This window comes from Shouchella rhizosphaerae, from assembly GCF_036700015.1.
In the GTDB taxonomy this organism is placed as follows: Bacteria; Bacillota; Bacilli; order Bacillales; family Bacillaceae_D; genus Shouchella; species Shouchella rhizosphaerae.
Window position 1 is genome coordinate 819,892 of record NZ_CP144921.1, and the last position, 15,597, is coordinate 835,488.

Sequence of the window (15,597 nt, forward strand, 5' to 3'; positions counted from 1 at the left end):
TTTGCCACTTTTATCAACTTGTACATAGGTTCTAGTGTCACTGGTTTTTAAAACCTTACAGGATTCTATAATTAAAATAAAAGCTATACGTTTGTAGTTAATGTTTAAAACAAACTCAGTCTTGAAATATCGGGTATTATTGGTTCCGAGATGAAAATGACTTTATCCGTGATGCATTTATCCGTGATGCATTATCAGTGCACAAACTGCAATGCCCATTATGGTCACTGCATATCCTGCAAGAGTTGGTCTGTATTTCATTATTTTGTTTTTGATGGGCATATCCGCATCCTCATAAAACATTTCCTTATATTCGTTTATTTCAAAGAAGGGATTACATACCCAACAAATAATTAAAGGGGCTGCAATCACTGGAATCACCCCTTGATAATTCATTTGTCCTAGAGTGAAAATAAAATAGAGCACCCATGCTACTATCATAATAATAGCTGGCATCAACACAAAAGCTTGAAACTTGTTACGCCAATCCATCTTTCTTTCGTTCTGTTGTTCCATCTAATCACCTACTTGTTGTCTTAAGGCACGCTTCTCAAACCATGAAATAAATTGTTCTATATATTTGAGTAAAATCATACGTATCGAGATAAAAATAGTGATGTTCCATTATTGTGTGAAGCGATATAGGAAAGCAACAACTGAAAATGATGCAGCAATGATGCTATATTCTGCTATAGCACGACTATTTTTTTTAACTTTTGCTTTGATAGATAGGGATTTGTCCTGATAATAAAGAGTGTTAAAGTGAAATCCGTTACTAATTGGAACATATATCCAGCAGAAACCAATAGTTAAAATCGCAATGGTCATGACTCCTTCTGCCCTTATAAAAGTTAAGGAGGCAACAAAATACAGTAATGATGAAACGGCCATCATATAAAGAGGCATTAACAAAAATGCCTCAGACTGTAGACAAACGCTCGCATACGTCGTCGTTTGTCTCACTCATATGCTCATGAACCCCCGTTCTATTTGCATCTTCCCTCGCCTGCACTCCTCGTCTGACAAGCGTTTTCTATCAGTCTGAGTGTGGTTATCGACTTTGTCGACAACCTCAGGCATCAACAAAAATGCCTGTATTTTATTCCAAAAAGTCATAGATGTAGTTGGTTCTTCCATATATCTCACCTGCCTTACACTTATTATTCCTTGTAAAGTATCCAATTAGTTTATCTTTTACGATCCATTAGCTAGAGTCTTCAAGCAAATAAAAACATTTCTGAGATGATTAACAGTACACTCAGTAAGATCATCATAATGACCGCTTGTTTCCATGTCGTCTCATCCTTGTCTGACATTTTTATTAATTTAGAGATGGCATTCGAATTAATTTGCTCAGTAATGCATGATAAGAGCATAGAAAGCAATAACAAGCGTTATTCCTCCGTATCCCGCTAGTGTTGGTCTGTATTTCATAATCTTGTCTTTGATAGGCATATCTGCATCCTCATAGAACATTTCCCTATACTCATTCTTGTTAAAGACAGGATTATATATCCAGCAAACAAACAAAGAAGCTATTATGATTGCGATTAAACATTCTATTTTAATCTGACCTAAAGTAAAGATCAAATAGATTATCGATGCGAGCACTATTATAATCACAGGGATCAATACAAAAGCTTGAAATTTATTACGCAAATCCATTTTTCTTTCGTCATGCTGTTCCATTCTAATCACCTACTTGTCATCCTGGGAACTAAAATAATCTACAACTTTGTTGAAGACGGGAAATAATTTTTCGTTTATAAACCATGATATTATGCGAATACATACATTTCTGAAATGATTAAGAGAATACTTAAACCCATCATAGAAACCGTGATCTTCCGTTCCAATTCTCTTTCAGCCGTAAACGTGCTATTTGCGTCAATGTGGGTACAATCATCCATGACCCGCGTGAGAGCTGTTTCCTCGCTTTAAAACAAAGGACATTCTTATTTCTTTAACTCTCTTTTAATCATGTAGCTAGACGAAAATGGATAGACAATCAATCTACATGGGATCGATTTAATAGGAATCAATATTTTTGAAGCAAATACTGTCTCTAAATATGGAGTATATCTTAGTTTCAAGACAGTATCACATTCACAAATTAGAATGAAAAAGAATACCTACGGTTACAAGAAAGCCCACAAATGCAGCAAATGCGAATTGTTGTTCTTTGTCATTTTTAATTTTAGCTATTAAGGTACCTTTTTGTTCGATAAAAAAATGTCTAAAATTATCGATTCCAAGTAATGGAGCGTAGCCGAAACTAATTGCAAAGGCAAAGAAAAAAATTGCTTTAATACTGCTACTACTTGGTTCAAAGACTCTCAGAATTGTAATAATGACACTGGCAGAAAAACCGAGCATTAATGGGTATAATAAAAATGCTTGCAACATTGCCTTCTTACTCATCTGTTTTTCACTCGTCATATGGCACCCCTAACACTCACTTTTTATAGTCTGATCGAAAAAAATCAACAATATTATCCAAAAATCCACCTTTGCGGTCTTCGTAATCCTCCATTGTGACCACCCCATTAGCACTCACTTTTACGTAGACTTTCGTATCCCACGTTTTACCTTCATCATTTAGGGTTAGTTTCATTTTTCTTCTTGTGATTTGTAGGGCTTGTATTGCTAACGATTATGAGAAAGCCCACAAATGGAGCAAATGTGATTTATTGGTCTTTGTCATTTATAGTTTTAGCTATTAAGGAACGATCTTTTTGTTCAACAAAAAAGTGTAGGGCAAAATCGCCCTACTTCTTTTAGTTACAAACCGCTATATGTGACATAACAATGCGAAACCAGTTGTAAATACAGCTATAATGCTATATTCAGTGATTGCTTGCTTGTTTTTTTGAATTTTAACTTTTATAGGCATATCGCCATCTTTGTAATACATTTCTTTAAATTGGTATTCTCTAAAAAGCGGAACGTATATCCAACAAAAAACCAAAGGAAACGAAATGATTGCAATAATCCCCTCGGCCTTAATAAAACTAAACGTCAATAAGTAATATAAAACAAACGAGACAATCATCATATATCCAGGCATTAGAATAAAGGCTTGGATTTTGTTTGATGTAGTCATTTCTTGATTTTTTTGTCCATCCTCCATCGCATTCACCTACTTTTTATCATTATCATCAGTAAAAAAGTCAACGATTGGGACATAGACAGAAGAATATGTTTTTATAGGTACATATAACCTTACAGATTTGCTAATAGATTTATAGATGATGTTTGAACCAAATTCCGTCTCGAAATACAGAGTAATCTCTTAGTTTCGAGACGGAAAAATTTATCCGTGATGCATAATCAATGCCAAAACTGGAATACCAATAGCGATTGCCGTGTATCCTGCAAGTGTTAGTTTGTATTCAGCGCAAGTAGCCCTACTATTATGGGAACAACCGTAAATATTATAAAAATCCCCTTGAACTTTTTAATTTTCTCAATTAGGGACGTCTCCGCAGCTCTAATAAAGATATTATTAAATTCAAATGCATTGAAAACTGGATTGCAAATATAGCAAACAGCAAGTACCATTGTCAGAAACCCCAAAAATCCCCATACATCAAAGTACCAAGTTCCTTTTAAATACATGACAATTGAGGTGGTTATTAATTTGGTATAGGGGGAGTAACACAAATGCAATAAGTTTATTCTTTGGTGTTAATTTAGCTATTTTCTCATTCATGAGTGAATTGGCCCCCCTCTTTAATTACAAAACCCAGTCGGACAAAACGTTCGATAACACTTGTCACAATGTTTGCGATGAATAGTTAAACGATAGTGTCCCATGGGTAAGAAACACTTTAGGAAAATTATCCATTAAAAAAGAGCCCCCGCTGTTCACCCCAACGAGGGTGCTTATAATTCTCATTTTAAAATCAAGTTAAATTATCCCTCTCCATAAGCCTGCAACAACAGAAATAAGAGTGAATGTTATGAAAGCTGCTTTAAACTTTTTCATTTTTTTCTTTAGGCTTAATTCCCCATTCACAACATATATGTCATAGAAGTCGAACGCGTTAAAAACTGGGTTCAATATAATACAAAGCACAAGTACCGCTATTATGAACGTGATGATTGCCATTGAATCATACCATTTGCTAGCTAATTCAAGGCCCACTGTATAGCTTATTAGAAAAACAGTGATCATATAAAGCGGCAATAGAACAAAAGCAACAAGCTTGTTTTTTCGGCTTAATTTGATTTCTTTTCCATTTATATTTTTCATGAATCCCCAATCCATTGCTTAATTGTTTTTTCATAGATCCATCCAATTGGTCCTTCTGGTGTTCTATCTTCGTAATCTGTCATTGTTGCTTTGCCATTTTTATCAACTTCTACATAGATTTTAGTGTCCCATGTTTGCCCTTCATCAGTGCTAATCCAGAGAATCCGTTCTTCTGATCCAGAAGAAGGGATAGGAGTGGTAACAATTGGGACACCTGCTAATAAGCCTGAAGTGCCGAAAACATAGTTTTTGGCTTCACCAGCTACAGTAGGCGGTTTTTTTTCTTCTATAACCTTAGATCCATTCGCTTTTTTTAGTGCCTGTGTGTAGCCTATATGGGCTCCAATAAATACTGTACTCCAACTAGACAAATGAGATAGTCCGTAATTTATTCCTGTTTGTTTGTGAGCATTCGTATAATAATGCACATCAGGATCATCCATAAATATAACAAGCTCCCCATCAATATCCGTATAGTGTATAGAATGCCCCGAGTTAGTAACGAATCTGTTAGGAATAATTCCTTGTTCCTCTAGTGCATCGTAGTCCACTTTTCCGCCACGAACCTCAATATGGCCATCGCCCCAATCATTAATAATTTCAGCGTCAACTGAGTAAGCGGAAGATGCAATCTCATTTCCATTTGCATCCACTACTGTACCTGCAATCTTCTGATCTGGCGAGTAATGATGGACGACATCAATATGCCCACTGGCCAAATAAAATCGATGGGCGACGTTTGCAATGAACGGATTGCTAAAGTGAATAAATCCAAACGGGTTTGGCGAAAGCAAGAAGTTCTGTGTATGTACCGCTTGGTCGTTAAAGTTCTGATATGGAGTCAATACATTATACGTGCCATTTAACATCGGATGCATCGCTTTTATTTCTGGCGGCACATCTTGGGAAGCAATGTAGCCGGCAAGTGCCGTAATGCTAACACCTGATTCAATCGCCCCATTTAAACCGTCAATAAACGAGCTAATTGGCGCCATCAACGAAATCAGTTGGTCGACCGCTGCTGATTGCGCATAATCGAAAGCATAGAGCTTTTCAACCGTATTCATTGCATGCTGCTTCGCCTCGTGTATCCCTGTCTGTATGGCACTTGTGTCAATTTTAGGCAAAGACACAATATCCGAGACGCTATCAACAACACCATTAATTCTGTCTTGATGTTGTTGGATTCTTCGCTGATTTTTTTCTAATTGAGGAATGACTTCTCCTTCAATAAAGCTTTCATCAATCACTGCATCGCTGCTCTCAAAGCTTAGCGCGTTCATCCGCATTTTTTTGTAGCTATTTTAACTTGTTGGCAGGCCATCGTCCAATAGGAAAGCAGCGGCACATGGTTATTGGCGTAAAAGTTTTTGAGCGCTTCTCCGCCTTGCCCTGTGAGATTGTCTCCCAAATTCACGACGCCTTGAATAGCAGAATGAACGTTGCTCAATGTCTCTGTGTACTGATTCATGTCCGAGTCGATCTTATCGAGGGCAGAGAAAAAATCAGAGGCAACATACTTTTTATTAGCTATGCTCCTTTCTTCATTGATTGGCCAAAGCCCGGTCTATTTCCCCGTATATTTTAATTAGCTGTTGGCTCTCTTGTTTCGTTTTGTTTAACGTTTCCATATACGACTTGAGCTGCGCTTGATATGCTTTCTCCAAGTGGTTAAGTTGCTCAAGAACATCAAGTGATGATGTTGCCATTTCAATTGTTGCTTCTATTGAAGCTAAGCCAGTTGCAGCCTTTGTGACATGTTGAAACACTTCTAATGCGTTACTTTCATTCACTTTGATTTCTGCCATTTTCATCACCCTGATTCATTTTGCAGACGCTTGAACATCGCTACTTGCGATTGTTTAACGTCAATAAGTGTGTGTGCGTGTTGAATATCACTTCGCAAAAGGTTGATTTTCCTTTCAATTGAGGAAATGATCTCTTCCAACTGGTCTTCAGAGGCTCGATAAGACGTCTCTAAACTAGAACGCTTAGTGTCATGGTCATATGCTTCGTTTCCATGCCATACCCCAGCGGTTAAACCTGGTTCTTGTAACTGTGCCTTTTCGTGATGGAAAGAGACCTGTTGTTCCATAAGAGTGCTTTTCGCTTCTTGAAGACGCCTGATGTCTTGCTGGATGGACGCAATTTCTCCACGAAGCGAACCAACTTCATTTCTCAACCGGGTAATGTTTGCTGAATAATCCATTCGTATATACCCCTTCTTTTTCCATATATATCAAGCATAAAAAAATCCATTTACATGTTTAACTATTTCAAGCCTAAAAAAACCAGGTAATTACAAGTGATAAAGTCGAAAGTGTGCTGCGACAAAAATAAGCCTCGGACTAAGACAGGCGAGGTCAACCGTAAACTTTAACAATGACGGTTTCTCTTTGATCAAACGTTCCCCCAAACGCCTTTGAGACCAACAGCTTTGGCCGTTTGAATAACAGTACGCAAATTTTAACTTAAAGTAAATAAACGCCCAGACAAACTTACCCTATTATTGGGAAATATACTATTAGTTAATAGGAATGACATTTACCTAACTGCCATTTTAAGGATTTTTCATGTTTTCATTCTTCAAAAATGGAAAATTCCCAACTGCAATAAACGAATTTTCCCAATGTCAAACCCGCTATTGCTAGCACTTTTTTATGTTATAGTGCTAGTACACCGGATATCGTGGAGGTGACCAGCTTGGCTTGGATCAGTGAAGAAAACAAGGCGTTACTGGCAAAAGAAGGCATGAAACGTGGACAAACGCTTACATACGATTCGGTTATACAATTGACCAAAAAGTATCCTTCGCTAGAGTTTGAGGATATATTGACGATCGTGAAGTATGTGGATGAAGATCATTTCAAACCTCTCATGATTTCATATTGTAAAGACGCTAAGAAGCTCCAAGAGGTTTATTCTTCATTTGAATTTGCTTTTGTTTATAAAGATTTAGCACTTATTGATTATCTTATCAATCGTCACCAAAACGATGTATTATTGACTCATTGCTGTAAAGTTTATAGTTTAGGAAAGCGTTTATTAGAGAATAACATATCGGCTGAGAATCTTTTAATTAGTACCCAATCTTTGTTGGCTACGAACGAACATGATGCTACTTATATAAAATTAAAGCTTTTAGAATTCACAGCCTTTTTAAGGATGAAACAATTACAAACTGCATTTTATTTACTACAAAAACTTGAAATTACGATTAGTCAATTGGACAATCGATACTTAAAAACTGTCTTCGCTGCTCGTTTTTCTTGTAACTTAGCTCTAGGCTACTTGAATACTCATGCTGACTTTGAGAAGGCAGAACTTTATGCTTTAAGCACTGTTGTTAATCCAACTTCAGAAAACATCCTCTTAGGAGCTGCTTATAGGATTTTAGGACAAATTTATCTATATCAAAAAAACAAATTCGATCAATCCTATGAGCATTTTCAGTTAGCAATATCTATTTATGAGGAAATTAATGCCCACGACCAAATAGATAGTATTTTATATCAAGATATTGTATTTTTGCATAATCTTCATAATAAGTATATTGATTTAAATGAAAAAGTTGATTTAGAGGAACAAGCACACCAACATATAGTAAGAGGCAATAGAAAAAGAGCATTAGAATTGTTAAATTTACAGGAAAGTAAGTACGGTGCTTCAAAATATAGCTTTTTTTATCGTGCTAAAGCTACAAATAACATTTCTTTCTATATGAACGCTTTAAAGATTGCAGCAAAGGAAGGAGAGATTCCTGTCTGTTATTGGATGTTTGAAGAATTCGACAAATTGATATTAACAACGCTCAACTAAAAGGAGGCTTAAAAAATGATAAGACAACTATCAGTAGCCTTATTAGTAGCCTTTGTTTTAAGTTCTTCTCCCTTATATCCTACTACTATGGATAGTCACCAGCCCTTAGGAGGGGTTGGCGGGGCCGACAGCTTTTAAACGAGGTTGGGACTTAGCTAGCAAAAATAATTACAAAAAGGTTCTAATCATCCTTTTTAGATGATCGGAACCTTTTTGGTTTTCTATATCTCTTGTCCCAATACTAAGCCTATTTTACTCCTTCATCCTCTCTTTAGCTTCCCCCTCCATCTCTTGGGCTTTGCCTTTTAGTTTGTCTTTCTTGCCGTCTGCTTGCATTTTTTTATTGTCTGCCGCTTTTCCGGCAGCTTCTTTGGTTGCTCCTTTTGCTTTGTTTGCTGCGCTTTTCATTTTGTCGGTTGTTCCGTTTGCCATCGATAACGCCTCCTTTTAGATGTGTATTTATCTAAATAGACGTTATCGGGCTATGTTAAACTTCTTTTTCTGCGGTTACTCAAATGGATACGTGATGCCCCATTGGCGGCGAACGGTATCCATTAGCTCCATTACATCGCGGGAGAGCGCTATATGTGTGTCTCCTTGGCCGGCTATTGCTGCTTCCATCGCTTGGATTTCGTATTGGAGGGCATGTTCTGTCTGGCCTGCTGTGATTTCCTCGGTTGAGCCATCAGGATAAGTGAGCAGCGCTGATTGGGCCCGTGGGAAGTCATCGACGGTTATGTAGCCCCCTTCACAGGCGACAATGCCTCGCTTCGGCATTTTCGAGCGCATTGCTAGTGCAATTGTTGCCAACTGTTCTTGTTTGTTTTTAAGGACAATTCCCGACTGTTCATCAACGCCTGTTTCAAACGGCTTGACCGTCGTCAACACTTCATGTGGCTGGCTTTCTAAAAAAAAGCGCGCAAACGATAACGCATAGGTGCCAATGTCTAAAATCGCCCCGCCGGCAAGTTCTTTATTAAAAAAACGATTTTGCGGGTTCGCTTCCTTTAAACTGCCAAATGTGACATTGATCATTTTGACAGGCCCTAGCGTATTTGAACGAATCACCTGTTGCAACTTGGCATAGAGCGGCATGTGAAAAAGGGTCATTGCTTCCATCAGCACAAGTTGTTTTTCTTTTGCGAGGCTCATTAATTCTTCAAGCTGTTGGCCGTTTACCGTGATTGCCTTTTCGCATAAAACATGTTTTCCACTTTGCAAACTTTTTTTAATGTATTCATAGTGGTTGGAATGGGGCGTTGCAATATAAACGGCGTCGATGTTTTCATCGTGAAGCAAGGAGTCATAGCTTCCAAACGCATGCTTGACACCAAATTTGCTTGCAAACCCCTGCGCTTTTTCAATCGATCTTGAACCGACTGCATAAATCGTTCCGTTGATGTTGTTTAGTGCTTGGGCAAAATCGCTGGCGATGGCTCCTGGGCCAAGTATTGCCCAATTGATCGTTGTCATACTATCTCCTCCAAGGCGTTTTTCCTAATCGTACCTGATCTGTGCCACGATATGCCAGCATTCCGCTTGAAAAGGACAAAGCCCCGGTGCCAGCTGACTGCACCAGAGCTTTGTTATTTGCTTCTTAATGGCGCCCCTGCGCCTGCCCATTTTCTAATCGTATTTAAAAGTGGTTTTCGTTTTTCGCCAATTAAGCCTATACACTCTGCACATAGTTGGATCAGCAAAGCGACAACGATCAACACGAGCAGTGAGAACCATAAGCTTGACATGGACAAAAGAATTGCACAAGCTGCGAACAAGAGGCTAACGCCATAAATCGTCAACACCGCCTGCCTGTGGCCGTACCCTCTGTTTAATAAGCAGTGGTGAAGATGGCCTTTATCCGGCGAACCAATTTTTTGTCGGTTCAGTTTGCGGCGGATAATCGCAAACACGGTATCAAGAATGGGTACGCCAAGTATGAACAGAGGCACCACGACGCTGACAATCGTTACACTTTTGAAAAAGCCCATTGTTGATAAAATCCCGATCATGTATCCGAGAAACAGCGAGCCTGTATCGCCCATAAAGAACTTCGCTGGATGAAAGTTAAATATCAAAAACCCGCCAATACTACCAATTAAAGGGAATCCAAAGGCGAAGACAAGCCCATAAGCAGCTGGGTTTCCTGCCGCAATGACTAGCATTGTGCTTAGCGCAATGATGGCGACGCCTGCAGCAAGCCCGTCCAGGCCATCTATTAAATTAATGGCATTCATCATCGCGATCAGCCATATCACTGTTACAATACTGCTTAACAGGCCTAAGTCAATCCGTTCTCCAAACGGGATTGAAATAAAGTCAATCGACACTCCGGAGCCGATGACGACAATCGAGGCGGAGAGAAGTTGGAACAACAACTTCGTTCTAGCTCGAAGCGCAAACTTATCATCAAGTAAGCCAATGGCTATGATTGGTAAAGCGCCTGCCAAAATTGCTACTGTCGTTTGCCAATCAGCCGCCAGCTGGTCTGCCACTGCCAACAATCCGATTCCTGTCCCAAAAATAAAGGTTAAACCGCCTATGCGAGGCATTGGTTTTTGATGTACTTTTCGCTTGTTTGGCTGATCAACAAAGCCAAAGCGATGCGCCCATTTGATCACAAGGGGTGTGACCGCGATGGCTGCCGCAAAGCTGCTAATGATTGCAAGTATGTAAGCTTCCATGTTTGCCACCCTCGCTTTTGCTATTCTTTTTATCAAGTTGCTACTTAAGCAAGAATAGCAAAATCTATCGAATAAAAGGGACAATTTACATGTTCTTCATGAACCCTTAAAACGCTTTAAATTCCTTACAATTTCTTCATCCCATTCCACGCGTAACCGACAAAAACACGGCACGCTTTCAGCCAGGGCAGTTCCTCATGTTTTCGGTAAATTTCCCAGTTTCGTTTCGCCGCTTGCCATTTGTTGCTTGATATTGAGTTGCCTACTTTGCGGTATACCGCCAGCTCCTCCTTTATTCCGTAAGCGGAGTAGCCATTCTTCAATATTGAAAGCCACAGCATGAAATCTTGTCTCGTCCTTATTGTAGGCATTTGCAGCGTTCCTAATGCATCTTGATTTAACATGACAGTCAAACACCCAATAATCGTGTTGGAAAGCAACTGCTCGTACGTGACGACAGACGGCGCTTCAACCACTTTGCTGCGCTCTGTGCCATCCTCTCTCATAATCCGGTAACTCGTAAATGAAAACAAATGGCCTGTCTCCTCCATAAAACCGACTTGCCTCTCTAATTTCTGAGGCCGCCACAGATCATCGCCATCCAAAAAAGCCACATACTTGCCTTCTGCCCTTTCCAGGCCTTTGTTACGCGCCACTGCTGCACCGCCGTTTTTTTCTAAATCAATGAGCTTGATTCGGCTGTCCGCTTCTGCAAATTGAGCAGCAATGTACTTACTGCCATCGCTGGAAGCATCATTGATCAGCCATAGCTCCCAATTGGCATATGTTTGCGCTAAAACGGATTCAATCGTCTCATGTAAAAAGGTCTCGCAATTATAAACAGGAGTAATTATTGATACAAGTGGTTGTTGTTCCACTGCCTATGCGCCTCCTCCACTTGCGCTATTTTCCAAACATTGTCCACTTTTTCATACGAGACGACCGTTCCATTATAAGAAAGGGCCACCTGTTCTTCCCCTTCTTCTGCAACTTCGGCCTCTTTTTCTAACGAAATAGCAAGAAAAGCAGCTTGTTCTTCTTCCGAAAGTGTTCTTGTAAAATGATGGCTGTACCATTGCTGCTCGTGATTCTCGAGTACATATTTTGCCGCTTCATGAGCAAGCTTTACTTCCATAAAAGTCTTCTGGTCAATGGTCGTGGTTTCTTCTTTATATGGATTGGCTTCTCCCTCATCTAAAAAAAAGAAACCACTTAAAAACAGCAAAATGCCACAGGCAATTAGGGAATTTTTTAGCATGGTTCTCCTCCTTTGCTTGTCCTACAACAAAGAGTCGTGCTCCAGATAATAGACAATTTGAATGATGTTGCCGACAAAGTCAGCAACATCATTCAGGTTCAACATCTATCCATTGGCGAAGCGGTCATAAATCCCCAGCACAAGATCTTCCCATTCACGGATGCGTTCAAGCCGCCCATCAACGACCGGCCTGCCGACTGAATCGTAATAAAAGCCGTGCATTTCCATTTCTTTAGGGTCGAACATGTTGCGGCCGTCAATGACGATCGGTTGCTTCGTCAACTTTTTCAACTCTGGCAAGGAAATGTCCTTAAATGTCTCCCAATCCGTTAGGAGCAGAACAGCATCAGCATCTTTGACTGCTTGTTGCCATGTGTTTGCTAGTTGAATGCCAGGCAACGCTGCTTTTGCTTGCTCGGTGGCAATCGGATCAAAAGCAACCGTATTTGCCTGTTCACGTTCTAGCGCTGGATACACATCAAGGGCGGGAGCAGCCCGCATGTCGTCTGTATTTGGCTTAAACGCGAGACCTAGCATCGCAATCTGTTTGCCTGCCAAATTATGACCGAGTGCTGTTTTCAGTTTATGGACAACCGTTAGGCGCTGGGCGGCATTGACTCGTTCTACTGCAGGCACAATTTGCAGGTCGTAGCCTGCTTGTTGGGCAACGCGGATAAACGCTTGCGTGTCTTTCGGGAAACAAGAACCACCGTAACCGATGCCAGCTTTTAAAAAGTGGCGTCCAATCCGGTGATCCAAACCGATGGCTTCGGCAAGAGAAGTGACATCGGCGCCAACTTGTTCACAGACGTTGGCGACTTCATTAATAAAGCTAATCTTTGTTGCTAAAAACGCATTGGCTGCGTACTTAGCCATTTCTGCCGTTTCGAGATTGCACGTGACAATGGTTGTCTGAAACGGTTTGTGCAAGTCGCGGAGGAGCCGTTCCGCGTTGACGCTTTCTACGCCAATGACCGCTCTCTCCATTTCAAGCGTGTCGGCTATGGCAGTGCCTTCTCGCAAAAACTCTGGGCAGGAGGCAACTTCGAAATCTTCGTGTCCGCAAGTTTCAGCAATCCAGTTCTTCACTTTGCGATTTGTTCCGACTGGAACGGTGCTTTTCGTAATGACGACAAGCCCCGCTGTTATACATGAGCCAATCTCCTTGGCGACTGCTTCCACATAATCCAAATTTGCCGATCCATCTGCCCGAGCTGGCGTACCAACGGCTATAATCGCCGCATCTGCCACGGCCAGCCCATCAGACAAACGGGTCGTAAACGATAGCCGCCCTGCCGCCATGTTGCTTGCTAGCATATCTTCGAGTCCCGGTTCAAAAATCGGTACTTCCCCTTGGCTAAGACGCTTGATCTTTTCCTGATCTCGGTCGACACAAACAACTTCATGGCCAATGTGGCTATAGCACACTCCCGACACAAGTCCGACATAGCCCGTTCCGATCACACAAAGCTTCATAACGTTTCCACCTTCTTTTCTGATGTATGGTGATCCTGATGTGCTTGAAAAAACAAGCCTCTCCTCGCCATCTCGGCTAAACCAGCAGTAATGGCAACTAGAATCCAAAATCGCGGTGAGACAAAATCAGAGCGGTACAAGGAGGTCACTCCTAAATGGAGCCACAACACCAAGGCAACCGAATAGTAAAAATGGCCATTTCGCTTTTTCCACAAATAGACAAACACAGCTAGAAAGACAATAGCAAAAGTCATGCCGCCAATCATCCCATGTTCGAATAGCAAATCGACAAACACATTGTTTGATGTGCCGCTAACAGCGCCTTGGTGGCTTAAAAATTTTGTTCGTGCCAAAAAGTCATATCCTCCTGGCCCGTATCCAAACAAAGCGTTGACGAAAGAATAATCAAACAGCCACACAAATGGGAACACGAGCATATACAAACGGCTATGATGCATCACATCAAACAGGCTGTCTAAACGGCCGATAATCGGCATAAATAAACCCATTACGACTTGCGGAAAAGCAAGCGTTGCTAAAACAGCGAATAGGAGCAACGCTAAGGCGGCGTAGAGGCCGACTCGTTTCGATATCCATCCCCGGGAAAACAGCAACACAACGGCGGCCGCCCCAACAAGCGCCAAGTTGGCATAACCACTGACGGAAAAAGAAAGCAACAAGACCAGCACGGCCGAAATGCTATACAACGCGTAGCTTTTTCTCGTGAAAAGCAGCACGCCGATAATTAGGCCATCAATTAAAAATGGAACGAGAAAACTTGGCTCATCAGTAAAGGAAGTTAGTCGAAAATTTATGAGCACATCTTGACTAACACTATGCACAAACGCCCGCGTTTCGAACCCCGGCATCGGATATCCAATCGAAAAATGGAGAAACTGCCAGATCCCTCCTATGACAAGGAGGCTTGCGCCTGTCAAATAGCCAATAAGCAGAGAACGGGTCATCCGCAAAGGCGCCTGTTTTAAAAACAGCAAGATCAGAATGGTAAAAGAAGTAAATAAACCGAGGTTCATCAGCCTGCGCGGCAACGCCTGCTGTATGTAGGCGGTGTACTCGGTTGATTGGAAAACCGTTAAAGCATAGCCGGCAGCAATTGTCGCTAAAAGTGCTGGAATAACGACAGCGGCAAGCATACTAATCGCGATTGGCTGTAATTGTCTTACATAGACTCCTTCACTACGCGAAAACCAGGCTAGTCCCAATAGAAAAATCGCTAACCCAGTCAATAGCACTGAGCTGGGCACAAACAAAACATGTTGGAACACGTGGGAGACGGCTACTGGAGCCAGTGCTGCATAAACACCTGCCACTGCGAAAGCAAAAGCAGGCACATGCGCAGAAATGACATACGGAATTCGGTAAGATTGCATACATGAAGATCCTTTCAACGTGAACTGTCGCCATCGTATCACGCAAACAAAGAGCATTTATAAAGGCGGTGTAAAGAATTGGTTAAAGTTTCTCGCCCTTTGTAAAAAATTTGCCAGCCTTAAAATCGGTAAACCCACTTCTGACGGAGGGTAACTCTTGTTAGCATGTCCTTTTTTCGCCTTTACAATCCGTTTTCTGCCAGCTACACTTCTGCGTCTAAGCGCGCTATACTTAGGGCACAATGGAGCAAGGAGCTGAATGTCATCATGAAAAAGCTGACTTTTGCAGTTATGTTGCTGCTATTCCTAGGAGGATGTGGGGAGAAAACGCTCGTCATCCGCAGCGCCCTTGAAGGAGACAGCTATTTGCGCAACAATGCGTCTGAACTATCCGAGCAGCAATTCCAATCGTTGCTCGCCCAACAAGCCGCCATCGAGGAAGACGCTTATACAAAACTGCAGACGCTGCTGTCTGAACATGAACACACACGCTACATGCTGGCCGAAAACCGGATTTACCGTTACGATACGGAAGGCGAGTTGCTTTACGTTGCTGATTGGACAGAAACAGAAGATAGTGGCGTCTTTAAAATCGCCGCACTCACGTTTCCATAAAAGATAAGAGGGGCCCCATAAAGGAAGCCCCTCTTATCTTTTTATTTGTAAATGGGAATGTTCGCCTATGGCTAGAAGGATAGCCGCAAAGAAGAGACTTTC

17 protein-coding genes and 1 pseudogene are annotated in these 15,597 nt (G+C 41.2%); 2 read left to right on the plus strand and 16 right to left on the minus strand.

Annotated features, from left to right (window positions below; genetic code table 11):
- Window positions 1-177: 177 nt before the first annotated feature.
- The 9 genes and pseudogenes from V5G21_RS04365 to V5G21_RS04410 form a co-directional block, all read right to left on the minus strand.
- Window positions 178-516: a hypothetical protein gene (locus V5G21_RS04365; RefSeq protein ID WP_304450547.1), complete on the minus strand. Its 339-nt coding sequence runs from the start codon at window positions 514-516 to the stop codon at window positions 178-180.
- Window positions 517-624: 108 nt separating this feature from the next.
- Window positions 625-828 carry a hypothetical protein gene (locus V5G21_RS04370; RefSeq protein WP_304450548.1) on the minus strand — a complete coding sequence of 68 codons (204 nt, stop codon included), beginning with the start codon at window positions 826-828 and terminating at the stop codon, window positions 625-627.
- A gap of 525 nt (window positions 829-1,353) precedes the next feature.
- The gene (locus V5G21_RS04375) at window positions 1,354-1,689 is read right to left on the minus strand and encodes a hypothetical protein (RefSeq protein WP_142299413.1); all 336 of its coding nucleotides are present in this window, start codon (window positions 1,687-1,689) and stop codon (window positions 1,354-1,356) included.
- A gap of 417 nt (window positions 1,690-2,106) precedes the next feature.
- Entirely contained in the window at window positions 2,107-2,439 is a 333-nt protein-coding gene (locus tag V5G21_RS04380) for a hypothetical protein (RefSeq protein ID WP_035202837.1), read from the minus strand.
- 352 nt (window positions 2,440-2,791) lie between these two features.
- Window positions 2,792-3,130 carry a hypothetical protein gene (locus V5G21_RS04385; RefSeq protein WP_251180023.1) on the minus strand — a complete coding sequence of 113 codons (339 nt, stop codon included), beginning with the start codon at window positions 3,128-3,130 and terminating at the stop codon, window positions 2,792-2,794.
- 780 nt (window positions 3,131-3,910) lie between these two features.
- Window positions 3,911-4,255, minus strand: a complete 345-nt coding sequence (locus V5G21_RS04390) for a hypothetical protein (RefSeq protein WP_142300671.1) — start codon at window positions 4,253-4,255, stop codon at window positions 3,911-3,913.
- Window positions 4,252-5,726: pseudogene (locus tag V5G21_RS04395) on the minus strand (LXG domain-containing protein). Before V5G21_RS04395 ends, V5G21_RS04390 begins: the two are co-directional and overlap by 4 nt.
- 73 nt (window positions 5,727-5,799) lie before the next feature.
- Window positions 5,800-6,063: a DUF5344 family protein gene (locus tag V5G21_RS04405; RefSeq protein WP_035202847.1), complete on the minus strand. Its 264-nt coding sequence runs from the start codon at window positions 6,061-6,063 to the stop codon at window positions 5,800-5,802.
- A 5-nt stretch (window positions 6,064-6,068) separates the two neighbouring features.
- A complete protein-coding gene (locus tag V5G21_RS04410) occupies window positions 6,069-6,464 on the minus strand; it encodes a DUF5082 domain-containing protein (RefSeq protein WP_035202849.1) in 396 nt (131 codons plus the stop codon).
- A 494-nt stretch (window positions 6,465-6,958) separates the two neighbouring features.
- Between V5G21_RS04410 and V5G21_RS04415 the strand changes: the two genes are divergently transcribed.
- Window positions 6,959-8,074 (plus strand): AimR family lysis-lysogeny pheromone receptor, encoded by a 1,116-nt coding sequence (locus V5G21_RS04415; protein ID WP_338465247.1) that lies wholly within the window; start codon window positions 6,959-6,961, stop codon window positions 8,072-8,074.
- 252 nt (window positions 8,075-8,326) lie between these two features.
- Here V5G21_RS04415 and V5G21_RS04420 read toward each other — a convergent pair whose 3' ends face one another.
- The 7 genes from V5G21_RS04420 to V5G21_RS04450 form a co-directional block, all read right to left on the minus strand.
- On the minus strand, window positions 8,327-8,506 hold the full coding sequence (locus tag V5G21_RS04420; RefSeq protein WP_035202852.1) for a CsbD family protein: 180 nt from the start codon (window positions 8,504-8,506) through the stop codon (window positions 8,327-8,329).
- A 75-nt stretch (window positions 8,507-8,581) separates the two neighbouring features.
- Entirely contained in the window at window positions 8,582-9,547 is a 966-nt protein-coding gene (locus tag V5G21_RS04425; RefSeq protein ID WP_269029406.1) for a Gfo/Idh/MocA family protein, read from the minus strand.
- 113 nt (window positions 9,548-9,660) lie between these two features.
- Window positions 9,661-10,755, minus strand: coding sequence for a glycosyltransferase family 4 protein (locus tag V5G21_RS04430; RefSeq protein WP_011248006.1), 1,095 nt, complete (start codon window positions 10,753-10,755; stop codon window positions 9,661-9,663).
- 125 nt (window positions 10,756-10,880) lie between these two features.
- The gene (locus V5G21_RS04435) at window positions 10,881-11,633 is read right to left on the minus strand and encodes a glycosyltransferase family 2 protein (RefSeq protein WP_011248007.1); all 753 of its coding nucleotides are present in this window, start codon (window positions 11,631-11,633) and stop codon (window positions 10,881-10,883) included.
- Window positions 11,606-12,013 carry a hypothetical protein gene (locus tag V5G21_RS04440; protein ID WP_011248008.1) on the minus strand — a complete coding sequence of 136 codons (408 nt, stop codon included), beginning with the start codon at window positions 12,011-12,013 and terminating at the stop codon, window positions 11,606-11,608. Before V5G21_RS04440 ends, V5G21_RS04435 begins: the two co-directional genes overlap by 28 nt.
- 105 nt (window positions 12,014-12,118) lie before the next feature.
- Window positions 12,119-13,489, minus strand: coding sequence for a UDP-glucose dehydrogenase family protein (locus V5G21_RS04445; RefSeq protein WP_304527300.1), 1,371 nt, complete (start codon window positions 13,487-13,489; stop codon window positions 12,119-12,121).
- Window positions 13,486-14,880: a hypothetical protein gene (locus V5G21_RS04450; protein WP_338465248.1), complete on the minus strand. Its 1,395-nt coding sequence runs from the start codon at window positions 14,878-14,880 to the stop codon at window positions 13,486-13,488. Before V5G21_RS04450 ends, V5G21_RS04445 begins: the two co-directional genes overlap by 4 nt.
- Before the next feature lie 267 nt (window positions 14,881-15,147).
- Between V5G21_RS04450 and V5G21_RS04455 the strand changes: the two genes are divergently transcribed.
- On the plus strand, window positions 15,148-15,495 hold the full coding sequence (locus V5G21_RS04455) for a hypothetical protein (RefSeq protein WP_035202863.1): 348 nt from the start codon (window positions 15,148-15,150) through the stop codon (window positions 15,493-15,495).
- The last annotated feature ends 102 nt before the right edge of the window (window positions 15,496-15,597 follow it).